At 63.2% G+C, this 24,818-nt stretch carries 28 protein-coding genes and 1 riboswitch; of the genes, 13 read left to right on the plus strand and 15 right to left on the minus strand.

Annotated features, from left to right (window positions below):
• Window positions 1-14: 14 nt before the first annotated feature.
• The 9 genes from WDU96_RS12380 to WDU96_RS12420 all read right to left on the minus strand — a co-directional run bounded on the left by WDU96_RS12380 (window position 15) and on the right by WDU96_RS12420 (window position 7,839).
• Window positions 15-1,247 (minus strand): RNA polymerase sigma factor, encoded by a 1,233-nt coding sequence (locus WDU96_RS12380; protein ID WP_337338827.1) that lies wholly within the window; start codon window positions 1,245-1,247, stop codon window positions 15-17.
• Window positions 1,244-1,606, minus strand: coding sequence for a YciI family protein (locus WDU96_RS12385; RefSeq protein ID WP_337338828.1), 363 nt, complete (start codon window positions 1,604-1,606; stop codon window positions 1,244-1,246). Before WDU96_RS12385 ends, WDU96_RS12380 begins: the two co-directional genes overlap by 4 nt.
• 27 nt (window positions 1,607-1,633) lie before the next feature.
• Window positions 1,634-2,023 (minus strand): DUF1761 domain-containing protein, encoded by a 390-nt coding sequence (locus WDU96_RS12390; protein ID WP_337338829.1) that lies wholly within the window; start codon window positions 2,021-2,023, stop codon window positions 1,634-1,636.
• A 109-nt stretch (window positions 2,024-2,132) separates the two neighbouring features.
• Window positions 2,133-2,987, minus strand: coding sequence for a PhzF family phenazine biosynthesis protein (locus WDU96_RS12395; RefSeq protein WP_337338830.1), 855 nt, complete (start codon window positions 2,985-2,987; stop codon window positions 2,133-2,135).
• A 95-nt stretch (window positions 2,988-3,082) separates the two neighbouring features.
• Complete coding sequence (locus WDU96_RS12400) at window positions 3,083-4,642, minus strand: carbohydrate-binding domain-containing protein (RefSeq protein ID WP_337338831.1); 1,560 nt, start codon at window positions 4,640-4,642, stop codon at window positions 3,083-3,085.
• Between the two features lie 236 nt (window positions 4,643-4,878).
• Window positions 4,879-5,199 carry a DMT family transporter gene (locus tag WDU96_RS12405; protein ID WP_337338832.1) on the minus strand — a complete coding sequence of 107 codons (321 nt, stop codon included), beginning with the start codon at window positions 5,197-5,199 and terminating at the stop codon, window positions 4,879-4,881.
• 9 nt (window positions 5,200-5,208) lie between these two features.
• Window positions 5,209-5,273: riboswitch (guanidine-III (ykkC-III) riboswitch) on the minus strand.
• A 42-nt stretch (window positions 5,274-5,315) separates the two neighbouring features.
• Window positions 5,316-6,212 carry a CPBP family intramembrane glutamic endopeptidase gene (locus WDU96_RS12410; RefSeq protein ID WP_337338833.1) on the minus strand — a complete coding sequence of 299 codons (897 nt, stop codon included), beginning with the start codon at window positions 6,210-6,212 and terminating at the stop codon, window positions 5,316-5,318.
• 31 nt (window positions 6,213-6,243) lie between these two features.
• Window positions 6,244-6,909, minus strand: a complete 666-nt coding sequence (gene trmB / locus WDU96_RS12415; protein WP_337338929.1) for a tRNA (guanosine(46)-N7)-methyltransferase TrmB — start codon at window positions 6,907-6,909, stop codon at window positions 6,244-6,246.
• A 90-nt stretch (window positions 6,910-6,999) separates the two neighbouring features.
• Window positions 7,000-7,839 (minus strand): DUF3097 family protein, encoded by an 840-nt coding sequence (locus WDU96_RS12420; protein ID WP_337338834.1) that lies wholly within the window; start codon window positions 7,837-7,839, stop codon window positions 7,000-7,002.
• Between the two features lie 154 nt (window positions 7,840-7,993).
• Here WDU96_RS12420 and WDU96_RS12425 point away from each other — a divergent pair, with 154 nt between their 5' ends.
• From WDU96_RS12425 to WDU96_RS12440, 4 genes are all read left to right on the plus strand, one after another.
• Window positions 7,994-9,997 carry a TPM domain-containing protein gene (locus WDU96_RS12425; RefSeq protein ID WP_337338835.1) on the plus strand — a complete coding sequence of 668 codons (2,004 nt, stop codon included), beginning with the start codon at window positions 7,994-7,996 and terminating at the stop codon, window positions 9,995-9,997.
• A 56-nt stretch (window positions 9,998-10,053) separates the two neighbouring features.
• Window positions 10,054-10,815, plus strand: coding sequence for a PspA/IM30 family protein (locus WDU96_RS12430; protein WP_337338836.1), 762 nt, complete (start codon window positions 10,054-10,056; stop codon window positions 10,813-10,815).
• 68 nt (window positions 10,816-10,883) lie between these two features.
• On the plus strand, window positions 10,884-11,705 hold the full coding sequence (locus tag WDU96_RS12435; protein ID WP_337338837.1) for an arginase family protein: 822 nt from the start codon (window positions 10,884-10,886) through the stop codon (window positions 11,703-11,705).
• Complete coding sequence (locus WDU96_RS12440; RefSeq protein WP_337338838.1) at window positions 11,702-12,160, plus strand: Fe-S oxidoreductase; 459 nt, start codon at window positions 11,702-11,704, stop codon at window positions 12,158-12,160. The genes WDU96_RS12435 and WDU96_RS12440 overlap by 4 nt, the downstream gene beginning before the upstream one ends.
• A gap of 7 nt (window positions 12,161-12,167) precedes the next feature.
• On the opposite strand, the gene WDU96_RS12445 is transcribed toward WDU96_RS12440, so the two are convergent.
• Genes WDU96_RS12445 through WDU96_RS12455 form a run of 3 tightly spaced genes read right to left on the minus strand, consistent with a single transcriptional unit; the run spans window position 12,168 to window position 13,906 of the window.
• A complete protein-coding gene (locus tag WDU96_RS12445; protein ID WP_337338839.1) occupies window positions 12,168-12,629 on the minus strand; it encodes an SIP domain-containing protein in 462 nt (153 codons plus the stop codon).
• Between the two features lie 51 nt (window positions 12,630-12,680).
• The gene (locus tag WDU96_RS12450) at window positions 12,681-13,409 is read right to left on the minus strand and encodes a tyrosine-protein phosphatase (RefSeq protein WP_337338840.1); all 729 of its coding nucleotides are present in this window, start codon (window positions 13,407-13,409) and stop codon (window positions 12,681-12,683) included.
• Window positions 13,406-13,906 carry a carboxymuconolactone decarboxylase family protein gene (locus WDU96_RS12455; protein WP_337338841.1) on the minus strand — a complete coding sequence of 167 codons (501 nt, stop codon included), beginning with the start codon at window positions 13,904-13,906 and terminating at the stop codon, window positions 13,406-13,408. Before WDU96_RS12455 ends, WDU96_RS12450 begins: the two co-directional genes overlap by 4 nt.
• Window positions 13,907-13,967: 61 nt before the next feature.
• Here WDU96_RS12455 and WDU96_RS12460 point away from each other — a divergent pair, with 61 nt between their 5' ends.
• The 8 genes from WDU96_RS12460 (at window position 13,968) to WDU96_RS12495 (ending at window position 21,438) form a co-directional block, all read left to right on the plus strand.
• Window positions 13,968-14,930, plus strand: coding sequence for an alpha/beta fold hydrolase (locus tag WDU96_RS12460; protein WP_337338842.1), 963 nt, complete (start codon window positions 13,968-13,970; stop codon window positions 14,928-14,930).
• Window positions 14,931-15,065: 135 nt separating this feature from the next.
• Window positions 15,066-16,577: an ABC transporter substrate-binding protein gene (locus tag WDU96_RS12465; RefSeq protein ID WP_337338843.1), complete on the plus strand. Its 1,512-nt coding sequence runs from the start codon at window positions 15,066-15,068 to the stop codon at window positions 16,575-16,577.
• On the plus strand, window positions 16,574-17,524 hold the full coding sequence (locus WDU96_RS12470) for an ABC transporter permease (RefSeq protein ID WP_337338844.1): 951 nt from the start codon (window positions 16,574-16,576) through the stop codon (window positions 17,522-17,524). Before WDU96_RS12465 ends, WDU96_RS12470 begins: the two co-directional genes overlap by 4 nt.
• Window positions 17,524-18,429 carry an ABC transporter permease gene (locus WDU96_RS12475; protein ID WP_337338845.1) on the plus strand — a complete coding sequence of 302 codons (906 nt, stop codon included), beginning with the start codon at window positions 17,524-17,526 and terminating at the stop codon, window positions 18,427-18,429. The genes WDU96_RS12470 and WDU96_RS12475 overlap by 1 nt, the downstream gene beginning before the upstream one ends.
• Window positions 18,426-19,214: an ABC transporter ATP-binding protein gene (locus WDU96_RS12480; protein WP_337338846.1), complete on the plus strand. Its 789-nt coding sequence runs from the start codon at window positions 18,426-18,428 to the stop codon at window positions 19,212-19,214. Before WDU96_RS12475 ends, WDU96_RS12480 begins: the two co-directional genes overlap by 4 nt.
• A 5-nt stretch (window positions 19,215-19,219) precedes the next feature.
• A complete protein-coding gene (locus WDU96_RS12485) occupies window positions 19,220-20,008 on the plus strand; it encodes an ABC transporter ATP-binding protein (RefSeq protein WP_420063962.1) in 789 nt (262 codons plus the stop codon).
• A 46-nt stretch (window positions 20,009-20,054) separates the two neighbouring features.
• On the plus strand, window positions 20,055-21,122 hold the full coding sequence (locus WDU96_RS12490; RefSeq protein ID WP_337338848.1) for a M4 family metallopeptidase: 1,068 nt from the start codon (window positions 20,055-20,057) through the stop codon (window positions 21,120-21,122).
• The gene (locus WDU96_RS12495) at window positions 21,103-21,438 is read left to right on the plus strand and encodes a protealysin inhibitor emfourin (RefSeq protein ID WP_337338849.1); all 336 of its coding nucleotides are present in this window, start codon (window positions 21,103-21,105) and stop codon (window positions 21,436-21,438) included. The genes WDU96_RS12490 and WDU96_RS12495 overlap by 20 nt, the downstream gene beginning before the upstream one ends.
• 8 nt (window positions 21,439-21,446) lie before the next feature.
• Here the strand turns inward: WDU96_RS12495 and WDU96_RS12500 are convergent, their stop codons facing one another.
• The 3 genes from WDU96_RS12500 to WDU96_RS12510 are packed head-to-tail and all read right to left on the minus strand — an operon-like array spanning window position 21,447 to window position 23,244.
• A complete protein-coding gene (locus WDU96_RS12500) occupies window positions 21,447-22,055 on the minus strand; it encodes a GNAT family N-acetyltransferase (protein ID WP_337338850.1) in 609 nt (202 codons plus the stop codon).
• A gap of 10 nt (window positions 22,056-22,065) precedes the next feature.
• A complete protein-coding gene (locus tag WDU96_RS12505) occupies window positions 22,066-22,758 on the minus strand; it encodes a uracil-DNA glycosylase (protein WP_337338851.1) in 693 nt (230 codons plus the stop codon).
• A gap of 3 nt (window positions 22,759-22,761) precedes the next feature.
• Window positions 22,762-23,244, minus strand: coding sequence for a phosphoribosyltransferase (locus WDU96_RS12510; protein ID WP_337338852.1), 483 nt, complete (start codon window positions 23,242-23,244; stop codon window positions 22,762-22,764).
• Window positions 23,245-23,308: 64 nt separating this feature from the next.
• Here WDU96_RS12510 and WDU96_RS12515 point away from each other — a divergent pair, with 64 nt between their 5' ends.
• A complete protein-coding gene (locus tag WDU96_RS12515) occupies window positions 23,309-24,814 on the plus strand; it encodes an MFS transporter (protein ID WP_337338853.1) in 1,506 nt (501 codons plus the stop codon).
• Window positions 24,815-24,818: the final 4 nt, after the last annotated feature.

The raw sequence follows: 24,818 nt of genomic DNA on the forward strand, positions 1-24,818 counted from the left end.
TGTGCGCAACAGCTTTAGCACGCCGAGAGTCGCCGCTCGAGATGTCTCCGTTCTGCGGCGTTGGCTGTGAGCGCGCGCGCCTGAACGAAGGCATCTTGCGCCAGATCTCGTTGGTCGGCGCGCAGGAGAAGCTCCCCGCGTGCCGCGTGGAAGAGATGGTAATCCTGAAGCGAGTCGACTTCTTCCAACAGTGCGAGGCCTGCGAGGGGCCCGTCGGCCATGGCGACCGCGACCGCATGATTGAGCGCGACCACAGGCGACGGCGCCATTTGACGCAGTTGGGTGTACAGGGCGGCGATCAGTGCCCAATCAGTGCCCTCTGCAGTTCGCGCGTTCGCGTGCTGGGCGGCAATCATCGCCTGAATCTGGAACGTGCCCGGTTGCAGCCGTTTCATGGCGGAGCGAAGCAGGCCATTGGCTTCGCTTATCTCAACCACGTTCCACGCGCTGCGATCCTGATCGGTAAGGAGCACCAAATCTCCCAGCGGGTCGACTCGCGATGTGGTGCGCGCGTGCGCATACAATTCGAGCGCAAGCAGCGCCTCTACCTCGGCGTTATGAGGGAGCAGTTCGCGCGCGTGCCGGGTAAGCCGCAACGCCTCGTCGACGAGATCCACCCGCACACCCTCGCGCGAACGAGACAGATAGCCCTCGTTGAACACCAGGTAGAGCACACCAAGCAGTGCGCCCACGCGTTGATCGAGTGAAGCGGGTATCGACAGCGGAATGCCCGCGGCACGAATCTTGCGTTTGGCACGCACGATACGCTGCGCGAGAGTCGCTTCGGGAATCAGAAAGGCTGCGGCGATTTCTGGCGTTGTGAGCCCCCCGACGAGTCGCAGAGTAAGGGCGACCTGCGAGTCGCAGTCAAGCGAGGGATGACAGCAGAGCAGCATCAGTCGCAGACTCTCAGACCCGTCGTAATGATCGTCCTCGATCATGCTCGGTTCCGCCTCCCAGCTCTGTCTCTCTAGAACCTCGGATGCGACAGCGAGCGTTCGCCGCCGGATCGCCGCTTCGCGCCTGAGTTCGTCAATCGCGGAATTGCGGGCAACCGTGTACAGCCACGCGGCCGGGTTATCGGGCACACCAGAAAGCTCCCACGCCTCCACGGCGGTGACGAGCGCCGCCTGCACCGCCTCATCAGCGATATCCAAACTGCCGAAGCGACGGGTGAGGAGGGCTACGACGCGCCCGCCCTCCTCACGCGCGAGCCGAGTAATCGCCTCGGCAATCGTGCCGGTCAAGCTGCGTCTGGCCTCACCTTGACGGGCCGCACCTCGATAGAGGCGGCGGGGAGCGGCAACGAAGAAGCGAGGGCGAGTGCCTCGTCGAGATCTGCCGCCTTCACCAGATAGAAGCCCCCCAGCTGCTCTTTTGTTTCGGCGTAGGGGCCATCCGTCAACGTCGGAGCGCCACCGGGCACCTTGTGAATCGTCGTTGCGGTCGTCGTGGGTTCCAGGTTTGCACCGGCGATCCAATGGCCGCCATCAATGAGCTTCTGGTTGAACACCATCCAGGCCGCCATTGCTTCGTCGAATCCCTGTTCACCGGGCTCGGGCATTGCGTACGACTCATCAGAGTGAATGAGAATCATGTATTCCATGTGCGTTTCCTTCTGACGTCGGCCAGGCTAAGCGCCCATTAGACCGATAGTGACAGCCATCGCGAGTGCGACGGCCAGGTTGTGACCTGTGTTGATCATGAACAGCCGCAGAGGCCTCGCTTCGAACAGAGTCACGATGAGCGCCCTCGAGGCAGAAAAACCCAGCCACAGAATAGCGGCCACCGCCACCGGGTTCACACCGGTAGCACTACTGACCCATGCCAGGCTCAAGGCCGTAGCAAAGCTGGCGACGAGTGTGACGGGATATATGATCTGCGGTTTTGGCGCAGGTTTGCTGTCGAGTCCTGAGAGCCGCCGCCAGTATTTGCCGAACAGTGGCCCGTACCAGAGATAGCCGATGATCATCGCTGCCAGGGTGGCTACCGCGATTGCGACGAAGTTGAGTGGCACGTTCATAGCGCGTTCCTTTGGTGGCGGCACTTCCGCCTCACCGGTATGACGCAACGCCTGTCAGCAATCGACAAGATGGGCCAGAGTTTTTTCGGGGGCTCGACTCGAGTGTGACTCAATCGATGGGCACGGCGTGACCTGAGACGACGATGCCGCCGGTCATCGGGATGTCGACGGTGAGAAACCCGGGTCGTCCGACGTGAGAGCCCTGCTCAATCATGATTCTGCTGGGCACCGGTACTGCTGAGAGGTCTCGCAGATACGCGCCGAATGCCGCTGCCGCGGCACCGGTGGCCGGGTCTTCGGTGATCCGTCCAACCGGGAACAGATTGCGTGCACCGAACCGGTCGGGCGCAACGCGGTGCGCGATGGTGATCGTTGCGGGCCACCCTCGGTCGTCCATGAGTGCGCGGGCCTCGTGAGGGTCGAAGGTGAATCTGTCGAAAGTCTCACGATCGGCGAGCACCAGAACCGGGTGCGGGTTGCCCGCGTGAGCGATACGTGGTGGCAGCTCAAGATCTATGTCGTCGGCCGCGAGCCCAATGAGTCGGAGGATCGCCGCGAGGTCGCCGCCGGTGAGTTCGCGGACTGACGGGGGGATGCTTGTGAATGCCGCCCGGATCCCCTGCTCCTCATGAGATACCGCGATCACCACATCACCTACCGGGGTCGCGAATGTAATCGGCTCGTCGCCGCTTGACTCGTTCCTCTCAGCGAACGCGATGGCGGTCGCTACCGTTGCGTGTCCGCAAAAAGGAACCTCGGCAATCGGGGAGAAGTAGCGGATTCTGAGCGCACCGTCGCCTCTCACTCCCGTGACAAATGCCGTTTCAGCGAAGTCAACCTCGGCTGCGATTCCTTGAATCGCCGGCTCATCCAATTCGCCTGCCGACAGAACCACGCCGGCAGGATTGCCGCCGTCGGGTAGTGCACTGAATGCTGCGTATTTGAGAACCTCAGGCTCGAGCATTCTGAAAGAGTACAGCGACAAGGCGCGGCGACAAGAAGATCGCCGCCCGCTCTCGGACGGCGATCTTCTCTTCTTCAGCGGTGGCCCGCTCGTTGCTACGGTCGCCCTGGAGCGCCGCCCATTGTGCTGGCAGCTTCAACGCCCTCTACCGCGGTTCCGGCGCTCTGGCCTCCGACTGTGATCGTGTAGCTTGCGTCTTGTTCGAGCGCAGCATCCGACAGAACGACCGACTGGAACGTCTTCACCGAGGTGAACTCAACGATCAGTTCACCGCTGTCATCCAGAACCTGCACCGTCTCTCCGGCGCCGAAGCTCTGGTCGAGAGAAGCCGAGAACCACCCCTGCGCCGATGACGCATCGGGCGAAACCGCCATGCCTGTTGTTCCGACTGCGAGCACAGTGCCACCGTCGACCACGATCGACCCGTTGGCGTCGAGCGCGCCTTCTCGATCGCTCGACGATCCGAACACCGTGAGGGTGCCGCCGGTGATCAGCGCAGAACCGTTCGTGTCGACGCCATCGCCCTCAGCAGAGACGATGGTCTCGCCGCCGGTGACGGTCAGCATTGCACCGTCGTCTTCTTCCACCACTCCCCCGACGTCAGTCGTCGTGCTGGTTCCGCTGGTGGCATTGATCCCATCGTCGCTCGCCTGCACGCCCAGGGCACCGCCCTCGATCGTGATGTAGTACGACTCGACGCCCTCATATGAGTTGACCACCGAGGTTTCTCCCCCGGAGACAACGATGTAGACCTCTGACTTCAGCCCATCGTCCTCAGCATCCACTGTCATCTCGCCGCCGGTAATGACGAGGTCAGTTTGCGCTTGCAGGCCGTCATCGCCACCCGCAAGATCGAGCGTGCCGCCGGCAATGTGGATGAACCCGCGAGTGTCGTCTTCTTCTTGGTCTGACTTCAGCGCGTCGCCGGCGGCATCCACCGTGATGGTGCCGCCCTCGACGACGAGTGAGTCTTTGCCTCGAAGACCATCGTCGCCCGCAGTGACATCAATGGTGCCCGACAGCACCACGAGATCGTCGTGGCTAGTGATGCCGTCGTTCACGCTGCTCACTGTGAGCGAACCATCGCCCGTGATCGTGAGATCCGCGTCGCTGAACAGCGCGGCGTTGGCTTCTTCATCGTCGCCGGTAGAGGTGAGCACGTTGGTGCCGCTCAGCGAAACGACGACGTCTTCTGCGTTCACGACGTTGATGGCAGCACTCGTCGAGTTGGAGATCTCCGCCCCGTCGAGCACGAGAGCGACAACGTCTTCATCCTCAGTGTCAACAACGACTTGACCGTCGAACTGGCCGCTCAGCACATAGGTGCCGGCCGCAGAAATGGTGACCGTGGAGTCAGCGACGGTGACCCCCTCGCCCTCTGCCGACGCCGTGGTTCCGTCAAGCGCGATAGACACTGCGCCGTCCATGCTCCACTCGTCGCTGTTCACCGTCGTCGTGTTCGCGTTGGCCGCGAGAACCTCTGCGGCGACCGCTCCGATCGACTCGGTGACCTCAACGGGTGTCGTCGCCACTTCGGTAGTCACTACCGGCGATACTTCGGTAGCAGTCTCGGGCGACGCGCATCCCGCAAGAATGAGGCCACCGATCAAGAACGAACCGGCTACTGCGGTGAGCGTGTACTTCTTGTTTTTCATTTTGTGCTCCTTGTGATTCGTCGACGCAAAACTCGCCCGACCTCGGGGGCAAACGCCACCCCGATCGGTTTCGCGGGAAGGAGAGTGCCGACACCGCACATCGCGACGCGAACAACATTCGCGCGGGGCTGTGTGATCTCCATAAGGGCCACTATTCAGCGCGCCGCTACCACGGGCCTTTGTGCAGTCAATGAAGTTCCTATGGGCGATCGGCAGTGCGATCACCGGCGCGACGTCTACTCGCTGCCGACCATCTTCAGCCCTACAACGCACCCCACCAGCCCGAAAAGCAAGAGCATCTTGACAACCGAGAACGCCTCATCGCCGGTAACCATCGCATACGCAACCGTCAACGCTGCACCGATGCCGACCCACACCGCGTAGGCAGTGCCCGTCGAGATATCGCGCATGGCCCATGCGAGTCCGCCCATGCTTGCCACCAGCGCGATGGCGAACACGATGCTCGGCCACAGTTTGGTGAACCCTTCGGATTTGCCGAGGGCTGTCGCCCATACGGCTTCGAGAACACCAGAGATAACAAGAATGACCCACGACATGACTGTGCTCCTGGCCAGTCTTGTCGCACACCGGGTACTGATCCGTCGTCCGGGGAACCAGTTCGGGTTCCAGCGACCCACTCTAGCGAGGGTCGCTGATCACGGCCTGGGCACCGTCACACGAGAAAGAGTCCGTCAAGCGCTCCCGGATTGTGCGCGTGCACGAGAACGAGAAACACCACAGCATCAAACAGCAGATGCACCGTGACGACGTAGGCGAGCGAACGGGTCTTCATGAAGATGAATGCCTGCAGCAGCGCGAACGGAATCGTCAGCAGCGGACCCCACGCCTGGTAGCCGAGCTCCCAGAGGAACGACACAAATACGACCATCTGCAGCAGATTGGCCTGCCAGTCCGGAAAGTGGCGTCGCAACAGCGCGAAAACAGTGCAGATGAAGAACAGCTCGTCCCAGATTCCCACCGCTCCGACTCCGACGAAGAGGCGCGCAATCATCTCGGGAGTATCGACCACAGGCCAGTTGAGGTAGACGCCAGAAGTGATGAAATAGAACGGCAGAATCAGCCAGCCGAGCACCAACACCAGCACGAGCCAGCCCCACTGGAATGATGTCCACCGGCCACCGCCGCGCCAGGGAAACCGGGTGGCATGATCTCGAAAGACGAACCGTGAGATCAGGTACGGCACCGCGACCGCTCCCCCGAGCACGAGGCTGAACCGCACCATGGCCCAGTTGTCGAGTTCGGCTTTCAAAGGGATTGCGCTGACTATGAGCATCCCAAGGGCTACCAAAGACAGGTCGCGTACCAGGCTCGGTGGGCGGATGCTGATGGCGCCCGTGCTGGCCGACGGTTCGGCAGCTGCGGGTTGCGCGGCAGCATCCCCTCGTGAAAGCCAGAACGCTCCTGCGAGCCCTGCGGCAAGCAACAGCCAGCCCACCCACGGAATGCGCACCACGAAGAACGCGGGGGCGGCCAGACACACAAGAAACGCCGGGAGCAGCGCCCACGAGCGAGCCGAGCGGACCGGAAGAATCACGTCAGCGGCGGGCATCAGAGTTCCGAGCTAGCGATCAACGACGCACTCATGCGCGGTCGCGGCGGCGGTAGGCGAGGTCACGAATGTCGCGCCCGACTCGCGCACCTTTCCGCTCGAAGGCGGTGATCACTCGCCCCTCGAATCGAGGCGCCCACGCACCCTCGAAGGCCCGCTCGAAATCAGCGGATGCATCAAGCACGGTGCGCATCTGCAGGGCATAGTCTTCCCAGTCGGTTGCCAGGCGCAGCAAGCCGCCGTTAGTGATCGCCTCGGCCGCTTGGCCAGCAAACTCATCAGTGACCATTCGACGCTTGGTGTGCTTGTTCTTGTGCCACGGGTCAGGAAAGAAGACCCACAGTTCGTCAAGAGCAGCAGCAGGGATCAAATGCATGAGCACTTCTGGAGCGTTCGCCTCGACGAGGCGGATGTTACGCAGCTCGCCCTGCTCGGCGGCGAGCATGGTGCGAGCGAGACCTGAGCGGAAGACCTCGATCGCCAGAAAGTCGGTGTCAGGGTTCTCGGTCGCAGCGTGAATGATCGCGTGGCCCTGGCCCGACCCGATCTCGGCGACCAGGCGCGCACTTCGTTCCCAGACGTCCGCGGGAGAAAAAGCCGAACCGGGAAGGATGCTGGTGGCAGCCGCATCACGCGGCGGGTCGATGACATAGAAGTCCGCCAGCTCTGCCCACGCGCGCTCCTGCGCGTCTGACATGCGTCCGCCACGGCGCACAAACGAGACCGGGCGGTCACGATAAGTCGAAGGTTCCGGAATGGCAGGGGGCAGGTCGGTCACCCTTCTAGGCTATCTACCCTCTTGCGTCACGAAATCGATCAGCTCTTCAACGCGCCCAAGAAGCGCGGGTTCCAGGTCGCGGTAGGTGCTCACCCGCGACAGAATGCGTTGCCACGCATGGGCGATGTCGGCCTGATCTTCTGCGGGCCATCCGAACGCGCGGCAGATGCCGACCTTGAATTCGGTACCGCGAGGGATCTCTGGCCAACGAGCGATTCCCATCGCTTTAGGCGTGACGCACTGCCACACATCGATCCACGGGTGTCCGACGATGCGCAGGTGCGCACCGTGCTTTCCGCGCTCGATCTGCTGCGCGACACGTGATTCTTTCGAGTGGGGAACGAGGTGGTCGACCAGCACGCCATAGCGTCGCTCAGCTGACGGTGGCTCCGCCTCGAGCAAGTCGTGCAGCAAATCGATTCCCTGCAAGTACTCCACAACGACGCCTTCGGCACGCAGGTCTGCGCCCCATACCTTTTCGACGAGTTCAGCGTCGTGTCGACCCTCAACGAGAATGCGGCTGGCGCGCGCTACGCGCGCTCGCGCTTCGGGGGCGGCGAAGGAACCCGACGCAGTGCGTCGCGGCCGGTCAGCGGCACGTTGCGGAACGATGAGCGTTACTGGTTCGCCGTCGACGAGAAATCCGCCACCGAGCGGAAAGAGTCGCCGCTTGCGTCGGCGATCTTCGAGCTCGACCATTCCCGAGCTGATACCGACCACCGCACCGCAGAAGCCGTCTTCGACCACTTCGACTACGAGATCTCGTTGCGCTTGCACACGGGGAATCTCGCGCTGCCCGCGCGTGCGCCAACCAGACGCCAACACGTCTGCACCATACCGATCGTCCATCAATCCTCCGAAGGCGAAACCATAGCGCGCCGCGAAGCCAACGACGCCAGCGACGCGCGCACCTCAGCTGACTGGCGGCCGGGCTACCACGCCACCCCCATCGCTGAATAGACTCGACTTTTGGGGGCAGGAGATGCGCCCGGAGGGGACCTGGATGCGCACGCGATGGGCAGCGATGCTGGCAGCAACGGTAGCGGTTGGACTCACCTTGGCAGCGGGAGCAGCCAGCGCGACCGATCCGGTCCCGCTCAGCTCAGGTTACGTACTGGACGACGCGGGAGTGCTTTCCAGTGGCGACGCTGCCGATGGCCAGTCGCGGCTGGAGGAGCTGAAAAGTGTCACCGGTGTCGACCTATGGGTTGTCTACGTCGATGAGTTCACCAATCCTTCCGACTCTGCTGACTGGGCGAACGAAACGGCACAAGCCAACGGACTCGGGCCGACGCAGTATCTGATGGCCGTGGCTGTTGATACACGGCAGTACTACATCTCAGGCGATTCCGAAGGGCCCGTCTCGTTCGAACAGCTCGCCACCATCGAGCAAGAAGATGTGCAGCCCGCACTCGCAGACGAAAACTGGGTTGGGGCAATCGACGCGGCCGCAGACGGATTCACATCAGCCGTTAACGGAACTGGCTCGAGCGGCACCTCAGACGGATCCGGCGGCTGGTTCTTTCCGCTGCTGCTCGGGATCGTGGTGGTTGGCGGGATCATCTATCTCGTCGTCTGGTTCGCGCGCCGACGCAAGAAAGCATCAGTACCGGCTGGCGCTGGTGCTCGATCACACGTCGAGCCACCCGTGTCGATCGAAGAACTCCAGCAACAAGCCGCGTCGAGTCTGATTGAGACCGATGACGCAATCAAGACAAGCGCTCAAGAACTGGGATTCGCGAGGGCACAGTTCGGCGATGACGCGACGGAATCATTCGAGCAGACACTCGCCGAGGCTAAACAGAAGCTCGATGACGCATTCGCGCTGAAACAGCAACTCGACGACGAGGTTCCAGACGCTGCCGCTGACGTGCGCTCGTGGAACGCCCGCATCATCGAGCTCTGCAACGGAGCGAACGAGGCGCTTGATGCCAAGGCAGATGAGTTCGACAGCCTTCGCAAGCTGGAGCAGAACGCCCCTGACGCACTCGCGCGGGTGCAGAAGTCTCGCGACGCTGCAGTCGGGGCGCTGGACGCGGCCGCCGCGCACCTTGCCTCGCTGCAATCGCGCTATGCACCCGAGGCGCTCGCGACGATCGCCGACAACCCCACGCAGGCAAGCACACGCATCGCATTCGCCGACGAGCAGATCGCCGCGGCTTCTGCCGCGCTCACTCGCGGCGACGGTGGCGAAGCGGCGGTGGGAATACGCGCTGCCGAGGAAGCGATCGGCCAAGCAGCACTTCTCGAAGAAGCCATCGAGAAGCTGACCGCAGATTTGGCCGCCGCCGAGCAGCGCTCTGTCGCGCTGATCGCGGAACTCGAAAGCGATATGCGCACCGCTGCGACGCTTCCTGATAGCAACGGGCACGTCGCCGCAGTCATCGCCGCCACCGGCCAGCAGATCGCTGCAGCACGCGCGAGTTTGGGCGACAGTGCAAAGCGCCCGCTGGTGGCGATGCGAAGCCTCGAAGCTGCGAACAACGAAATCGACTCGGTTGTGCAGCAGGTGCGCGACGCCGCGGCAAATGCGCAGCGCGCTCGCGCACAGGTGAGCGAGCAGATCCTGCAAGCACAGGCGCAGGTGTCAGCAGCCGAGGACTTCATTACGGCACGCCGAGGAGCCGTTGGTGCCGAAGCGCGCACGCGGCTCGCCGAAGCTGGTGCCTCGCTCGTGCGCGCGCAGGGTTTGCACAACAGCGATCCCGAGCAGGCTCTCGGCTACGCCCAACGCGCCAATCAGCTCGCGGCGCATGCCGCCCAGCTCGCCCAAAATGATGTCGGCACCTTTCAGACCAACTCTGTCCATAGACAAGGTGGCGGCGGAAACAACATGATGGGAGCCATGCTCGGTGGCATCGTGATCAACTCGCTTTTGGGCGGCGGTGCACGCTCATCGCGTGGTTACGGCGGCATGGGGCGCTCACGAGGCGGCTCGCGAGGCAGAAGCACCGGCAGCTTCGGCGGCGGCGGCTCGCGGGGTCGCCGAGGCGGTGGTCGTTTCTGAGCTGCGCTCTTTTTCACCTCATTCATTCACTCTCAGTCCACTAGGAAGGAAATCCCATGGCGAAACAGTCCATCTTCGGTCGTATCTCGACTCTCATGAAGGCAAACGTCAACGCGCTCCTCGACTCCGCCGAGGACCCGCAGAAAATGCTCGATCAGCTGGTGCGCGATTTCAGCAACAGCATCGCTGACGCAGAGTCGGCCGTGGCTGAGACCATCGGCAACCTGCGCCTGCTCGAACGCGACCACCAGGAAGACATTCAGGCCGCAGCCGAGTGGGGCAACAAAGCGCTCGCTGCCAGCCGCAAGGCTGACGAGCTGCGCGGCGCGGGCAACACCGCCGATGCCGACAAATTCGACAACCTTGCCAAGATCGCTCTGCAACGCCAGATCAGCGAAGAGAACGAAGCCCGCGCTGTCGAGCCGACGATTGCGTCGCAGACCGAGGTCGTCGCCAAGCTCAAAGACGGCCTGAACGGCATGAAGCAGAAGCTCGAAGAGCTGAAGTCGAAGCGCTCTGAGCTGCTCGCACGCGCGAAGACGGCCGAGGCTCAGAACAAGGTGCACGACGCAGTCAAGTCGATCGATGTGCTTGATCCCACGAGCGAACTCGGTCGTTTCGAAGACAAGGTACGTCGCCAGGAAGCCCTTGCCGCCGGCAAGCAGGAACTGGCTGCGTCATCGCTCGATGCGCAGTTTGAAGCCCTCGAAGATGTCGGCGAACTCACCGAGGTCGAGGCGCGTCTAGCTGCGATCAAGACGGGCGGCACCCCACCGGCGGCGGCGATCAACGCCCCCAGCCAGCCGTACACTCCGTAGTAATGCATGAGAGGCCCCGGTCCCGCGGGATCGGGGCCTCTCGTCACTCCACCGCAGGGATTGGAACTATGACGCGTTTCATGATTGTGCCGCAGTGGCAAGGTTCTGATTCACCGCGCGCGATGCGGCTCATCGACGGCGCGCAGTCGATCGCGGGAGATCTGCCTCGCGCATCGTGCACGACGATTGATGTGGCGTCCGAGGCCGGCGATGCGCAAGACACTGGGGTGCGACGTCATAGCGCGATCGCGCGCACGCGCGACCGACTGCGCGAAGCACTTGCACAAAGCGATGAGCCGACCATGCTGATCGGTGGTGATTGCGGCGCTGCCGTCGGGGCTATTGAGCACGTGGCTTCGCGGCATCCCGATCTCGTGCTGGTGTGGTTCGACGCTCACGCCGATCTCCACACGCCCGAAACCTCTCCTTCTGGCGCGTTCGGCGGCATGGCGCTGCGCGCAGCGCTCGGCGAGGGAACCGAATCACTGAGACTGAACGCACACGCGCTCTCGCCGACGCAGGTCGTGATGGCGGGCGTGCGCGAATACGACGACAGCGAGCGGGCCTTCGTCGGCAGCGTGCCGATCACCGTCATCGATCCCGCTCAGCTTGCGGCGCCCGACGATCTCGCCGACGCGGTATCTGCCCTGGGCGCCACGAAGGTCTACGTGCACATCGACCTCGATGTGCTCGACCCCTCCGCCATTTCTGGCGTGACGGCTCCGGTGCCATTCGGAGCACAAGTCGCCGACGTCGTCGCGTCGATATCTCAGCTGCGCTCGCGCGTTGAACTCGTCGGCAGCAGCATCTGCGGATTCGCTCCGGCCTCGCCCGCTGCCGCCGTAAACGACCTCGGCTCGATTCTGCGCCTCGTGGGAAGCCTCGCATGAGCCCCATCGCGCAGCCTCCTGCCGACTGGCGCGAGCACGCCGCATCGGCGATCGATCGCGGTCGGCGCCTCGACCGCATGATTCCTAGCGTGCTTCTCGACTCGCCGATCAGCCAACTCGGCTATCTCTACGGGCACGCGGTGGGATGGATCTGGGGCTCTATGTGGAGTACGGGCCGGGTGGAGAACCGCGAAGGCCTGTGGGTGTTTCAGGGCATGCCGAAGTGGGCTTTCCCCCGGGGTGGCGTCTGCGCGGGTGGGTGCTATCTGACCGGCGACCGCCCCGTGACGAATGAAGTACTGCGGCATGAAGCGGTTCACAAGCGGCAGTGGGAGCGCTACGGCATCTTGATGCCGATTCTCTACCAGTTCGCCGGGCGCAATGCGCTTCGCAATCGTTTCGAGATCGAAGCAGGTCTCGAAGACGGCAACTACGTTCCTCGCGGCAACGGGTGACGGCTGCTTAGCGCGAAGCAGTGAGGCCGTAGCGCGCCGGACTGTAGATCGAGTCGGCCGCTGTGCCCATCTCGATCAGGTGATCGACGATGTCGGCGGTGCCGAGATAGCCGCCGAGCAGGTGAACGCGGGTCGAGTTGTTTTCTTCGCAGAGCATCTCGTCGGCCCATGCAGTCACGGCCCGTGACAGCGCTTCACCGCTGGCACAGCCACGGCCTGTTCCCGGGGCGCCCGACCGCTGGGAGCGATCGAGCCAGGTGACCACCATGCGGCTGGGAGCGTTGATCGAGCCCTGCCAGCTCGGGTCAGGAATCTCTACGAACACGCGTCCGGTCGAACAGATCGGCAGCGTCGCCAGGAGCGCCTCTAGCTCTGCCAACGATGACTCATCTGCGGTGATGAGGTGCTGCACTCGCGTATGCCGCGATGCGCGACATGCTCGCGCGCTGTGCTCGGTGGAAGAGTTCATGGTCCCCTCACTATACCGCGTGAGCAAAGGGTTGCCTAACCTCACCTGGAGCTACGGCTCGATGAGCACTCGGCGCAGCTCGAGGAGTTCGTCATCGGCGATTCCATGCGCGCGCAGATAGTCGCCGGCCGATCCGTGGGTCTCGCTCAGCCTCGACAGCAGCGCGCTCATCACGGGCGCGGGCGACCGCGTTGCGAGGTCTTCGATGTATCGCGCCTCGGGATGACGTTGACGCAGCTGCGCCACGACATACTCGTTTCGCTGCGCGGGCAGCAGGCTCTCGGTGCGAGCGTAGTCGCTCACGACTGCCTCGATGTCGACGCCCGCTGCGGCAAGCGCGAGTGCCACAACTACACCGGTGCGATCCTTGCCGACTGTGCAATGCACCAGCACGGGTTGATCCGAGATGATCCCACGCACAGCCGCCACCACGCCGAGCGCGGAATCATCGAGCAGCAGCTGATACATCTCATCGAGGCTGATGTCGTTTGCGAACATCGATGCGACGGAGCCTAAGAACAGCGGCACACGCTGCGTCGTGAGCGAAAGCCCCTCGATTCGGCTTGGCTCATGTGTGACCTCGGCGTCGGAACGCAGGTCGATGATGCGACGCAGCCCCATCTCGCCGAGCGCACGCGTGCCGGCCGGTTCGAGACGCGCCAGATTTCCCGAGCGAAACAGAATGCTTCGACGCGTGAAGCCCGAGCCCGCGGCCAGACCGCCGGTGTCTCGAAAATTCATTGCACCCGCGACAAGCGGAGCGCCGTTCACCAAAGTCACTCGCTCTCGCTCGCAGTAGCACCCTCGGCCGCAACTGCGATCGGCGGCACAGGATAGCGGCCCGCGATCGCGACGCGGTTGAAGGCGTTGATCGCAACCAGAATCCAGCTCAGCGCGACATATTCTTCCTCTGTGAAGACACTGCCGACCCGGTTGTAGACGTCATCGGGCACGCCACCTCGATCAATATGCGCGAACGCTTCGGCAAGCTCCAACCCCGCCCGCTCGCGAGCGCTGAACACGCCGGACTCTCGCCACACTGGAATCTGAGCGATCTCGTCAGCTGAGACACCCACGCGCCCCGCGCTATCCACGTGAACCCGCACACAGAAGGCACAGCCGTTGATCTGCGAGGTATGAATCTGTACGAGCTCTTTGAGCCGCGCGTCGATTGCCGCATCGCTTGCCAGCGCGCCGACGGTCTTGGAGAACGCTGCGAGAGACTGATACGCCTTGGGCGCCGATCTCGATAGGTGCACCCGGGATTCTTCGCTCATGCCGCCAGCCTAGCTAGAGCCACACTCGCGTGTCGCGAACAAATGCCGAGTGAGTCAGACTATGAGAGTGAACGAACCCAACGACGAGTTCTCCTTTCTCAGCGACCAGGCACTCGCCGCCGGCATCACCGGCGCGCTGCCGCACGGTGAGCGAGTGAGTCTGCAGCTCGCCGATGGTCGAACGCTGAGTGCGCTTCGGTATATGCCCCCTGGTGGCGAATCACCCTCCCCCGCAGTGACGTTGCTGCACGGAGCAGGCCTGAACGCTCACACGTGGGATACCACCATCGTTGCGCTCGGCCTGCCTGTGCTCGCAATCGATCTGCCAGGGCACGGTGACTCCTCGTGGCGAGGCGACGCAACCTACGTCGCCGCGACCTTGTGGCCTGATGTTGCCGCGGCAATAGACGCGTGGACCGATGGGCCGCAGCTGCTGGTGGGCCACTCACTTGGCGGTTTGACCGCTGCCGCAGTCGCCGCCGAACGCAGCGATCTGGTGCACGAGCTGATGATCGTCGACATCACGCCGGGGGTTTCGCTTCAAGGAGGTCCGTCTGAGCTGAGTGCGTTCTTCGCTGGGCCGACAGACTGGGCGAGCAGAGATGAACTCGTCGATCGTGCGATCAGCTTCGGTTTCGGCGGTGATTCGCGGGCCAAGGTGGAGCGTGGCGTCTACTTCAATTCGCGCATTCGCGACGATGGGCGAGTCGAATGGAAGCATCACTTCGCTCATCTAGCCGCCGCGATGGTCGCGGCGAGCGCAACCACAGCAGACCAGACAGCACCGTCACCGCCCGCGGTGTCTTCGCTGGGCGAAACTGGCTGGACCGATCTAGCCGCTGTCACAGCGCCGATCACGCTTCTGCGCGGTCAGCACGGCTACATCAGCGAAGCGAACCTCGCAGAGTTCGTGGCGCGCGTGCCCGCAGCATCCATTGTTTCGATGCCATCTGGGCACAACCCGCAAGAAGAGATTCCGAGAGAACTGGCAGATCAGATCAAAAAACGCATTTCGGCAGGCTAACAGTTTCGTTGCATTTGTCGCATGCAGAACGCTCTGGCAGCGACAAGTTCTCTAGGCTTGTCTTTCGCGCCGGTGGTTTCTTGTCTGCAAACCCGGTGCCCGCGCGCCCGATGCGCACAGTTGAGAAAGGCCCCCATGTCACGTCGTACCCCCACTGCCGCGGTCATTTCACTGATTGCCGCCAGCGCCCTCGCGCTCAGCGCGTGCTCCGGCACCCCCGCGCCGTCTCCGACAGCAACCGGCGAGGCTGATCCTCAAGCGTCCGCCGCAATCCGCCTTGTTCTCGAACCAGGCAACCTCGACATTCGCCAGACCTCGGGCTCGGCGCTCGACCAGGTGCTGATGGACAACGTCTATCAGGGCCTCGTCTCACGCACGCCCGACCAAGACATCGTGCCCTCCCTCGCGAGTGATTGGACCGTCTCGCCCGACGGCCTCACCTACACATTCACCCTGCAAGAGGGTGTGACATTCCACGACGGCCAGGAACTGACGCCCGAAGACGTGGTGTGGACGTTGACCACGAGGAAAGAAAGCGCCGAATGGACCGACTCAGCCCGTCTCGCCAACGTGGAGTCGATCACCGCTGACGGACAAGACATCGTCCTCACCCTCGCCGAACCAGATTCGAGCCTGCTCTGGAACCTCACCGGCCGCGCCGGCGTCATCCTCAAAGAGGGCGACGAGATCGACTATCAAACTGCGGCCAACGGCACCGGCCCCTTCTCGTTGACGAGCTGGCGCCAGGGCGACAGCATCACTCTCACGCGAAATGACGAGTACTGGGGCGATGCTGCGCAGGTCGCCGAGGTGGTGTTTGCCTACATTCCAGACAACCAAGCGGCACTCAATGCGGCGCTCGCCGGCGAAGTTGACGTTCTGACAGGCTTCGACGCCAACCTCAAAGACCAGATCGAAGCGACGGGCGACTTCGCCCTCGTGCTCGGCCAGTCAACCGACAAGGGCACGCTCGCCTTCAACAGCAATGCTGAACCACTCGACGACCAGCGTGTTCGCCAGGCGATCCGCCAGGCAATCAACAACGAGTCGTTTATCGAAGCGCAGGCCTCGGGCGAGGTGCAGTACGGGCCGATTCCGGCGCTCGATCCCGGGTACGAAGACCTGTCAGACGTTGCACCCTACGATCCCGCTGCGGCCCGCGCACTCCTCGAAGAGGCCGGCGCAGAAGACCTCACACTCACGCTGACGATCCCGAACTTCTACTCCACAACGGTGCCGCAGATTCTGGTCTCGGACCTCAACGAGGTTGGCATCACGCTAGAGGTGGAGTCGGTCGACTTCTCCACGTGGCTGAACAGCGTGTACGTCAACCAGGACTACGATCTGAGCTTCGTGCTGCACACCGAGGCGCGAGACTTCGAGAACTGGGCGAACCCGGACTACTACTTCACCTACGACAACCCAGAGGTGCAGGAATTGTATGCTGAGTCGCTTGCAGCAACCGATGAAGAAGAAGCTGCGGCTCTGCTTCAGGAGGCCGCTCGGATTGTGTCAGAAGACTCGGCCGCCGATTGGCTCTACACCGGGGCCTCAGTCGTTGCCGTCGGTACTAACATCTCGGGTATGCCCTCTACCAATGTCAATGAGCGACTGAACGTAGCCGAACTCGGCAAGAGCAACGGGTGATCCGATACACGCTGACGCGCACCGCCCTCCTATTGGTAGGGCTGTTCGTTGCCAGTGTGTTGATCTTCTTGACGCTGCGCGTGCTGCCGGGAGATATTGCGCAGCTCATCGCTGGAACGAATAGCACTCCCGAGCAGGTCGCGGCGTTGCGCGAGCAGCTGGGGCTCGACCGCTCACTCAGCGAGCAGTACTTCAGTTGGATTGGTGGCATCTTTCGCGGCGAACTGGGGACCTCGCTGCTCACCGGCTCGAGCGTCGCAAGTGAGCTTGCTGAGAAAGCCCAGGTGACGGTGCCGCTCGGCATCATGGCTCTTATGATCGCGGTGCTGTTCAGTGTGCCGCTGGGCGTGCTGTCAGCCATGCGCCGCGGACGCGCTGCCGGCACGGCACTGAGTGCTGGCGCGCAAGCAATCGCCGCCGTGCCCGTGGTGTGGGCAGGAATGATGCTGGTCGTCGTTTTTGCGGTGTGGCTGGGATGGTTGCCGGCTCAGGGATTTCCTCGCGCCGGGTGGCAAGACCCTTGGGCGGCGCTGAGCGCCCTCATTCTGCCTGCGCTGACCATCGGCATCATCGAAGGCGCGATGTTGATGCGCTTCGTGCGCAGCGCCACGTTGCAGGCAGCTGGCCAAGATTTTGTCCGCACCGCCGCGGCGAAAGGTCTCACCCGCAACGCGGCGCTCGTGCGCCACGGACTTCCGGTGGTCGGGCTGTCGATCATCACGGTGCTGGGTCTGCAGGTCGCGGGAATCATCGTCGGCGCAGTCGTCATCGAACAGCTCTTCTCGTTGCCCGGCATTGGCCGAATGCTCGTCGCAGACGTGAGTGCGCGCGACCTGCCGAAAGTACAGGGCGAACTGCTGGCTCTCACCGGCTTTGTGCTCATCGTCGGTTTTGTCGTCGACATCGTGCATCGTGTGATCGACCCACGACAGCGGGAGGCGGAGTGATGGATGCTGCCGAGCGCCCCGCGCGCGCACATTGGCTCTCCCGTCTGTGGCGGCTGTCTACCAGCCGGTTCGGACTGATCGTGGTCGCGCTCGTTGTCATCACCGCACTGGTCTCCTTGTTGTGGACCCCGTTCGATCCGCAACGCGTCGAGATCGCGAACCGCTGGCTCTCCCCCAGCTGGCCACATCTCTTAGGCACAGACGGTTCAGGTCGCGACATTCTCAGCCTGATCATGGCGGGGGCGCGAACCACGGTGATCGTGGCTATCGGCGCAAGCGCTATTGCCGCGGTGATCGGCGTCTTGCTCGCCGCGCTGGGGGCGCTCACCGTGCGTTGGCTGCGCGAGTCGGTCGCGGTGCTCGTCGACATTCTGATCGCGTTTCCCGTGCTCATCATCGCCATGATGATCTCTGCGGTCTGGGGAGGATCGCTGTGGGTCGTGATCTGGTCGGTGGGAATCGGGTTCGGCGTCAACATCGCTCGAGTCACCCGACCCGAACTCCGACGCGTGCAGCAGAGCGATTTCGTGGTCGCCGGCCGGGCGTACGGGCTGACGCCCTCGCAGAATCTGCTGCGCCATCTGCTGCCCAACGTCGCCCCGGTCTTCATCGTGCAGCTGTCTTGGGGAATGGCCGTCGCCGTTCTCGCAGAGGCTGGACTGTCGTACCTCGGCTTCGGGGCGCCGGTAACCGAGCCGTCATGGGGTCTTCTGCTGGCAGAGCTGCAGGCATATCTGACGGTGTATCCCCTGGCGGTGCTGGCTCCGGGCCTGGCGATCACCTTCACTGTGCTCGGGCTAAACCTTCTCGGCGATGGAATTCGAGAGGTGACCGACCCGACATTGCGCGCCACATCGGGGCCAGCCCGCAGTTCGCGCACCCACATGCCGGAGGTCGTGGCATGAGTCTCGCCGTGAACTCCCTCACCGTCGAGATCGACGGAAAGCGCGTGGTCGATGACGTGTCGTTCAGCGTCGATGACGGTGCCCGTGTCGGCCTGATCGGGGAATCAGGCTCAGGAAAGTCGATGACGGCACTCGCGATCGCGGGTCTGCTGCCCGACGGCGCGCATGCCACCGGCAGCGTGCAGTGGAATGGCCGGGAACTGCTGGGACTACCCGACCGAGAGCTCGCCCGCATTCGCGGCGACGAAATCGGCGTGGTGTTCCAAGAGCCGCAAACGGCCCTCAACCCGATCCGTACCGTGGGCCGACAGATTGCCGAGTCAGTGCGCATTCACGAACGGCTCTCGAGGAGAGACGCCGCAGCACGCGCGATCCTCGAAGCATCCCGAGTTGCACTCCCCGAGCCCGAGACTATCGTCGCGAGATACCCACACCAGCTTTCGGGCGGGCAGCGTCAGCGGGTAGCAATCGCAATGGCCCTGGCCTGCCGTCCGCGTCTTCTGATCGCCGACGAACCCACCACAGCCCTCGACGTCACGATTCAGGCGGAAGTACTCGACCTGCTTCAATCTCTGGTCGCCAACGACGGTATGTCGCTGCTGTTCATCACCCACGACCTCGCCGTGCTCTCACGCATTGCGACCCATGGGGTGGTGCTCGAACGTGGCCGTGTGGTGGAGGCCGCTCCGGTTGCAGACCTGCTGAGCACGCCGACCTCGCCGATCACTCAAGCGCTGCTGCGCGACGCCACCGCCACACTGTGGCGTCCCGGAGGTGCGCAGTGAGCGATGTGCTGCTGAAAGGACGGGGTCTCACGCGCACGTATCGCACCCCGGCTGAGAAGCTCTTCGCGCGCGCGTCGACGTCGACCGCGCTCGAAGACGCCGATGTCGATGTGAGAGAAGGATCCGCTGTCGGAATCATCGGCGAATCAGGATCAGGAAAATCGACGCTCGTGCGTCTGCTCCTCGGACTCGACAAGCCGACCGCGGGCTCAGTCCACTTCGATGGCCAGCTCGTCGATGCCAGCGCGAAAGCGCGGTCGCTGCACTGGTTGCGTCGCCAGACCGGCATCGTGTTTCAAGACCCCTATGCCTCGCTAGACCCGCGCATGAGCGTCGGGCGCATTGTCGCCGAGCCGCTGTGGGCCCTGCAAATAGAGACCGACCACCGTGCCCGCGTGAACGAGGTGCTCCAAGAGGTGGGTCTCGACACCGATATGGCCAGCCGCTATCCACATGAGTTTTCGGGTGGACAACGCCAACGCATTGCCCTGGCACGCGCGATTGCGCATCGACCCCGTTTGCTCATCGGTGATGAGCCGCTCTCTGCACTCGATGTGACCGTGCGCGCACAGATTCTCGAGCTGCTCAGGGAACTGCGCGTGCGCGACAGTCTGACGATCGTGATGGTGTCTCATGACATCGGTGTGGTGCAGAGCCTGTGCGACGAGGTTGTCGTGATGAAAGACGGTCGCATCGTCGAAGAGGGCCCCACCGAGAAGGTGCTCTTCGAACCGCAGACGTCTTATACGCGCCGCCTGCTCGCATCGATACCCACTATCAACCCGCATCAGTAGCAGCAATATCCCAGCCGAGGTCTGAAGCGACCACTAGCCTCAAGCCATGACAGCTGCGATCGTTCCGCCGTATCTGCTGGCTCGCATTGCCTCCGTGCAAGAACCGGGCTGGGCCCGTGCCGCACATGCGGCGCGCTCGACCCTGGCGATCGCTCACGAGTGGCACTCACCTCGCTCACGCCTTCGGCTGTCTATTGACGAGGGTGGCAGCCTTATCGCCGAGACGGCGCCCGCACCCCGCCGCGAGATCTCGGACGCTCAAAGCCGCGAGATCCTGCCGGGCGTGGTGGTGCGCACCGAACAGAGTCCCGTGTCTTCAGATGTCACCGTCAACGATGCCTTCGACCGACTGGGAGCAACGTTCGACTTCTTCTGGGACGCTTTCGCCCGCAACGGCCTCGATGGCGTCGGCAGCAACCTGTTGGCGACGGTGCACTATGGCCGCGAATACGACAACGCGTTCTACAACGGCGAGCGCATGGTGTTCGGCGATGGAGACGGAGAGATCTTCGTCGGTTTCGCACACAGCCTGTCTGTCGTTGCTCACGAGCTGAGTCACGGGGTCGTCGACACTGAGGGTGGTCTCAACTACGAGGGACAATCCGGAGCGCTGAACGAGTCCATTTCTGACGTGTTCGGAACGCTTGCGGAACAGCATGCTCGCGGACACCAGACCGAGCGAGCATCTTGGCTCGTAGGCGAAGGCATCTTCAGCGAGCACGTCGAAGGCCATGCGCTTCGATCACTGTCAGCACCCGGATCTGCGTACGACGACGATGTACTCGGCCGTGATCCTCAGCCGGCGCACATGCGCGATTTCGTTGTCACAGCGAGCGACAACGGTGGAGTGCACATCAACTCGGGAATTCCCAATCACGCCTTCTACCTCACCGCGATGGCGCTCGGTGGCCATGCGTGGGAACGCGCGGGGCTCATCTGGTACCGCACTCTGACAGCGCACACTCTTGCCCCTTCGGCTGACTTCGCGACCTTCGCCGCGGCGACACTCACCGCAGCGGCTGCGGAGTACGGTGAGAACTCAGAGGAGGCCGCCGCGGTTCACTCCGGATGGGTGGGCGTAGGTGTCATGAACGATGAGCCAACCGCCGATTGACTCGAGCGAAATCAGCATCTCGGTGACCCGCACGGGCGGGTTTGCCGGGCTGAGTCGCCACTGGCACATCACAGCGACACACGAGAACGCCGCAGAGCTCGTGTCGCTGGTCGAGCAATGCCCGTGGCCCGAGACAGAGCGTGTTGCAGGCGACGCGATACGCGAGCGCGGGGCAGACCGATTTGTGTGGCTCGTGCACGCGCAATGCGCGGGCACGCCCGATCAGCGGGCGGTGCTGCCCGAAGTTGAAGCCACGGGAGCGTGGCGTCGCTTGATCGACGCGGTGCGATCGTGGGATGGATCTGCCGGGCGGTAGCTGCGGGACTACTTTCGTCGTCGCGAACGCTTCTTCGACTTCAGGCTCTTCTGCAGGTAGATCGTGCCCAACCAGCGACCGAACTTGCGGCCGACGCGCCCCATGCGCCCCACCTCGACGAAACCGAGCTTCTCATGAAGGGCAACCGAGGCATCGGCGCCTCGGTCGCTGACGATCGCCACCATCTGGCGGATGCCGCTGTCTTCGCACGCATCGATCAACGCTTCAAGCAGTGCGCGACCGAGACCCTTTCCCGCGGCAGCCTGTCCCAGATAGATCGAGTTCTCTACTGAATACCGGTACGCCGATTTCGACGACATGGGCTGCACCAAGGCGTAGCCCAGAATCTGGCCACTCGGCGATTGGGCCACCAGAAACGGCATGTCGAGCTTGCGCAGATATTCGAGCTTTTCACGCCACTGGGCAAGCGTCCACTTCTTCTCGTCGAAGGTGACGACGGAGTTGGTGACGTAGTAGTTGTAGATCTCGCGCACGTAGGGCAGATCGGCTTTGACGATCGGCCTGATCTCATACGAGAACGGCAACTCTGGTGCGGGTTTCTTGCGCAAACGTGCCGGAAGAACGCGTCGATCTTTGTCGTACTCCTCTTCCAGCATGCGCTCTAGCCTACGCGGCAATATGCCAGTCGATCGGCGTGGCGCCCTGCTCGATCAGCAGTTCATTCACGCGAGAGAACGGTCGCGAGCCGAAGAATCCCCGGCGGGCAGAAAGCGGTGACGGATGGGCCGATTCGACGATCGGTGTTTCACCGAGCATGGGGCGCAGCGATGCAGCATCCTTGCCCCACAACACCGCGACCAGCGGGGCGTTGCGCTCAACAAGCACGCCGATCGCGCGTTCGGTGATTGCTTCCCAGCCCCACCTGCGATGACTGCCCGCCTCACCCTCGCGCACGGTGAGCACTCGGTTCAAGAGCATCACACCCTGATCACTCCAGGCAGAGAGATCGCCATGATCGGGCGGGGAGATTCCGAGGTCAGCCTCTAGTTCTGTGTAGATGTTGCCGAGACTGCGCGGCAACGGTCGCACAGCTCTGTCGACCGCAAACGACAGCCCGATCGCATGACCAGGTGTCGGGTAAGGGTCTTGCCCGACGATGAGCACCTTGACTTCAGCCAACGGCCGTTCAAACGCGCGAAGCACGTGGTCGCCCGCCGGCAGGTAGGGGCGGCCAGCAGCGACTTCAGATCGCAGCCGATCGCCGAGCACCGCGAGATCGCCCGCAACCGGAGCGAGCGCCCGGGCCCACCCCTGGTCGATCAGCCCCGCAGCGGCGAGTTCGTCGAGCGACAGCGCCATCGATCAGGAGGCGTCTTCTTCAGCGACGGTTCCCTGGAACGACCATGGAAAGTCGATCCAAAGCGACGTGTCTTTCCAGACGTAGTCAGGGTGAATGATGGTCGTCGGCTTGGTATAGATCGTCGTCGACCGAACGTCCGCGCCGCGATCTGTCAGCAAGCTGACCGCGAGTGCCAGAGTTCGTCCGCTGTCGGCGACGTCATCGACCAGCAGCACACGCTTTCCACCGAGGTACGTCATGTCGAGTTCGGGTGGCAGAATCTCGGGTGCGTCCAAAACAGTGCCGATGCCGGTGTAGAACTCGACGTTGATCGCGCCGCAGTTCTTCACACCCAGCCCGTACGCGATCGCGCCAGCCGGCAGCAAGCCGCCACGGGCAATCGCCACCACGACATCAGGAACGAACCCGTCGGCCAGGATGGTGCGAGCCAGCTGACGGCAGGATTCTCCGAAGCCATCCCAGGTGAGTGTCTCGCGCTCAGACATTGACTGTGCCTTTCGTTGGTCCGTCGGTTCTAGCCTAGGCGCGCGGCGGTGCTACGCTCAGCCGATGTCTCGATCCTCTGCTGCCGCTGACAGGCTTCGTGGTTCCGCACTCGGCATCACCGCAGGTCTCATCGGCTGGTTCGTGTTCGTCGAAATCACCAGCGGCATTCTGCAGGGCTATTACGTGCCCCTGTTCAGCGACATCGTGATCGCACTCGGCGTGCACGACTCCGACGTCAATTGGTTCGAAGCTGCTCAGCTTCTGCTCTCGGCGCTCGTCGTGCCGATCATGGCGAAGCTCGGCGATATGTACGGGCACAAGAAGGTGCTGCTCGCCGCGGCCATCCTCACGGCCGCCGCAACGTGGTGGCTCGCCTTTGCCGGCGACTTCTGGAGCTTTCTGATCGCGTGGTCGCTGCAGGGGTTCTATGTGGTCTGGCTGCCGCTTGAGATCGCGCTGATCTTCGAACGCGGTCGTCGTCAGAACCACGGCGTTTCGATCACGCGCCGCGCTGCTGGCCTGTTGGTCGTGGGGCTGCAGGCCGGCGCGATTCTCGGCGCACTTGCCGCAGGCCGCATCTTCGACGCGAGCGGTGGCGACCTCACCTTCACCCTGATTTTCCCCGCCATCGCCGTCACCGCGACGGTCTTCGTCATCTGGTTCGCAGTGCCCGATTCGAAACCGATGCCCGGCCGCCAACTCGACACCTGGGGTTTCGTGATTCTGGCATGGGGTCTTCTGCTCATCACGAGTGCGCTCGTGTATATGCGCATGATCAACGAGCTGGAACTCGGTGCTGGTTCATGGGCCTGGGTCGCGGTGTTGCTCATCGCCGGCATATTGGTGTTCGTCTGGTTTGCGCGCTTCGAACTGCGCCAGAAAGACCCGGCGATCGACATTCGAGTGTTGCGACGGCCCGAGATGTGGCCGGTGCAGATCACTGCCTTCCTGGTGGGCATCAGCCTGCTCGGGGCGCAAGGACCGCTGTCGACCTACGCGGGCACCGACTCGTCTCTCGGCTATGGTCTGGGCCTCGACGCATCAGCCCGATCGAATGTGATCGGGGTTTACCTCGTCTCGCTCATCGTCGGGGCGATCATCTTCGCGCTCACGTCGCGCCGGGCAAGTCCACGCATCATTCTGATCGCCGCAGCCGCTCTCGTGGGCATCGGCTACACGCTCTTCTTGCCTTTCCATCAAGAACTCTGGCAGGTGCTGCTCAACCTCTCGATCGCGGGTATCGGGTCAGGCGCACTCGTCGGTGCGCTTCCTGCAGCAGCCGCCGCCGCCGCGCCGGCCGGTCAAACCGGCATCTCCTCCGCGCTTACCAACACCACCAAGACGATCGGCGGCACATTCGCCTCGGCGATCTTCGGCGTGGTGCTCGCTGCCGGAGTGGGCACCGTGGCCAGCCAGACGGCCGCCTCGCTCGGTGGGTATCTGGCGGTGTGGGCGATCTGCGCCGCTGGCGGCTTTCTTGCGGCCGTGTTGCTGTTCTTCGTGCCGAAGGTCGCGTTTGCCGATGAGGCTCCCGGCGACGAGGTCGCCGCCCAGCCGACGATCCTCTGATCCG

It is taken from the genome of Microbacterium marmarense, assembly GCF_037204165.1.
Lineage (GTDB): Bacteria > Actinomycetota > Actinomycetes > Actinomycetales > Microbacteriaceae > Microbacterium > Microbacterium marmarense.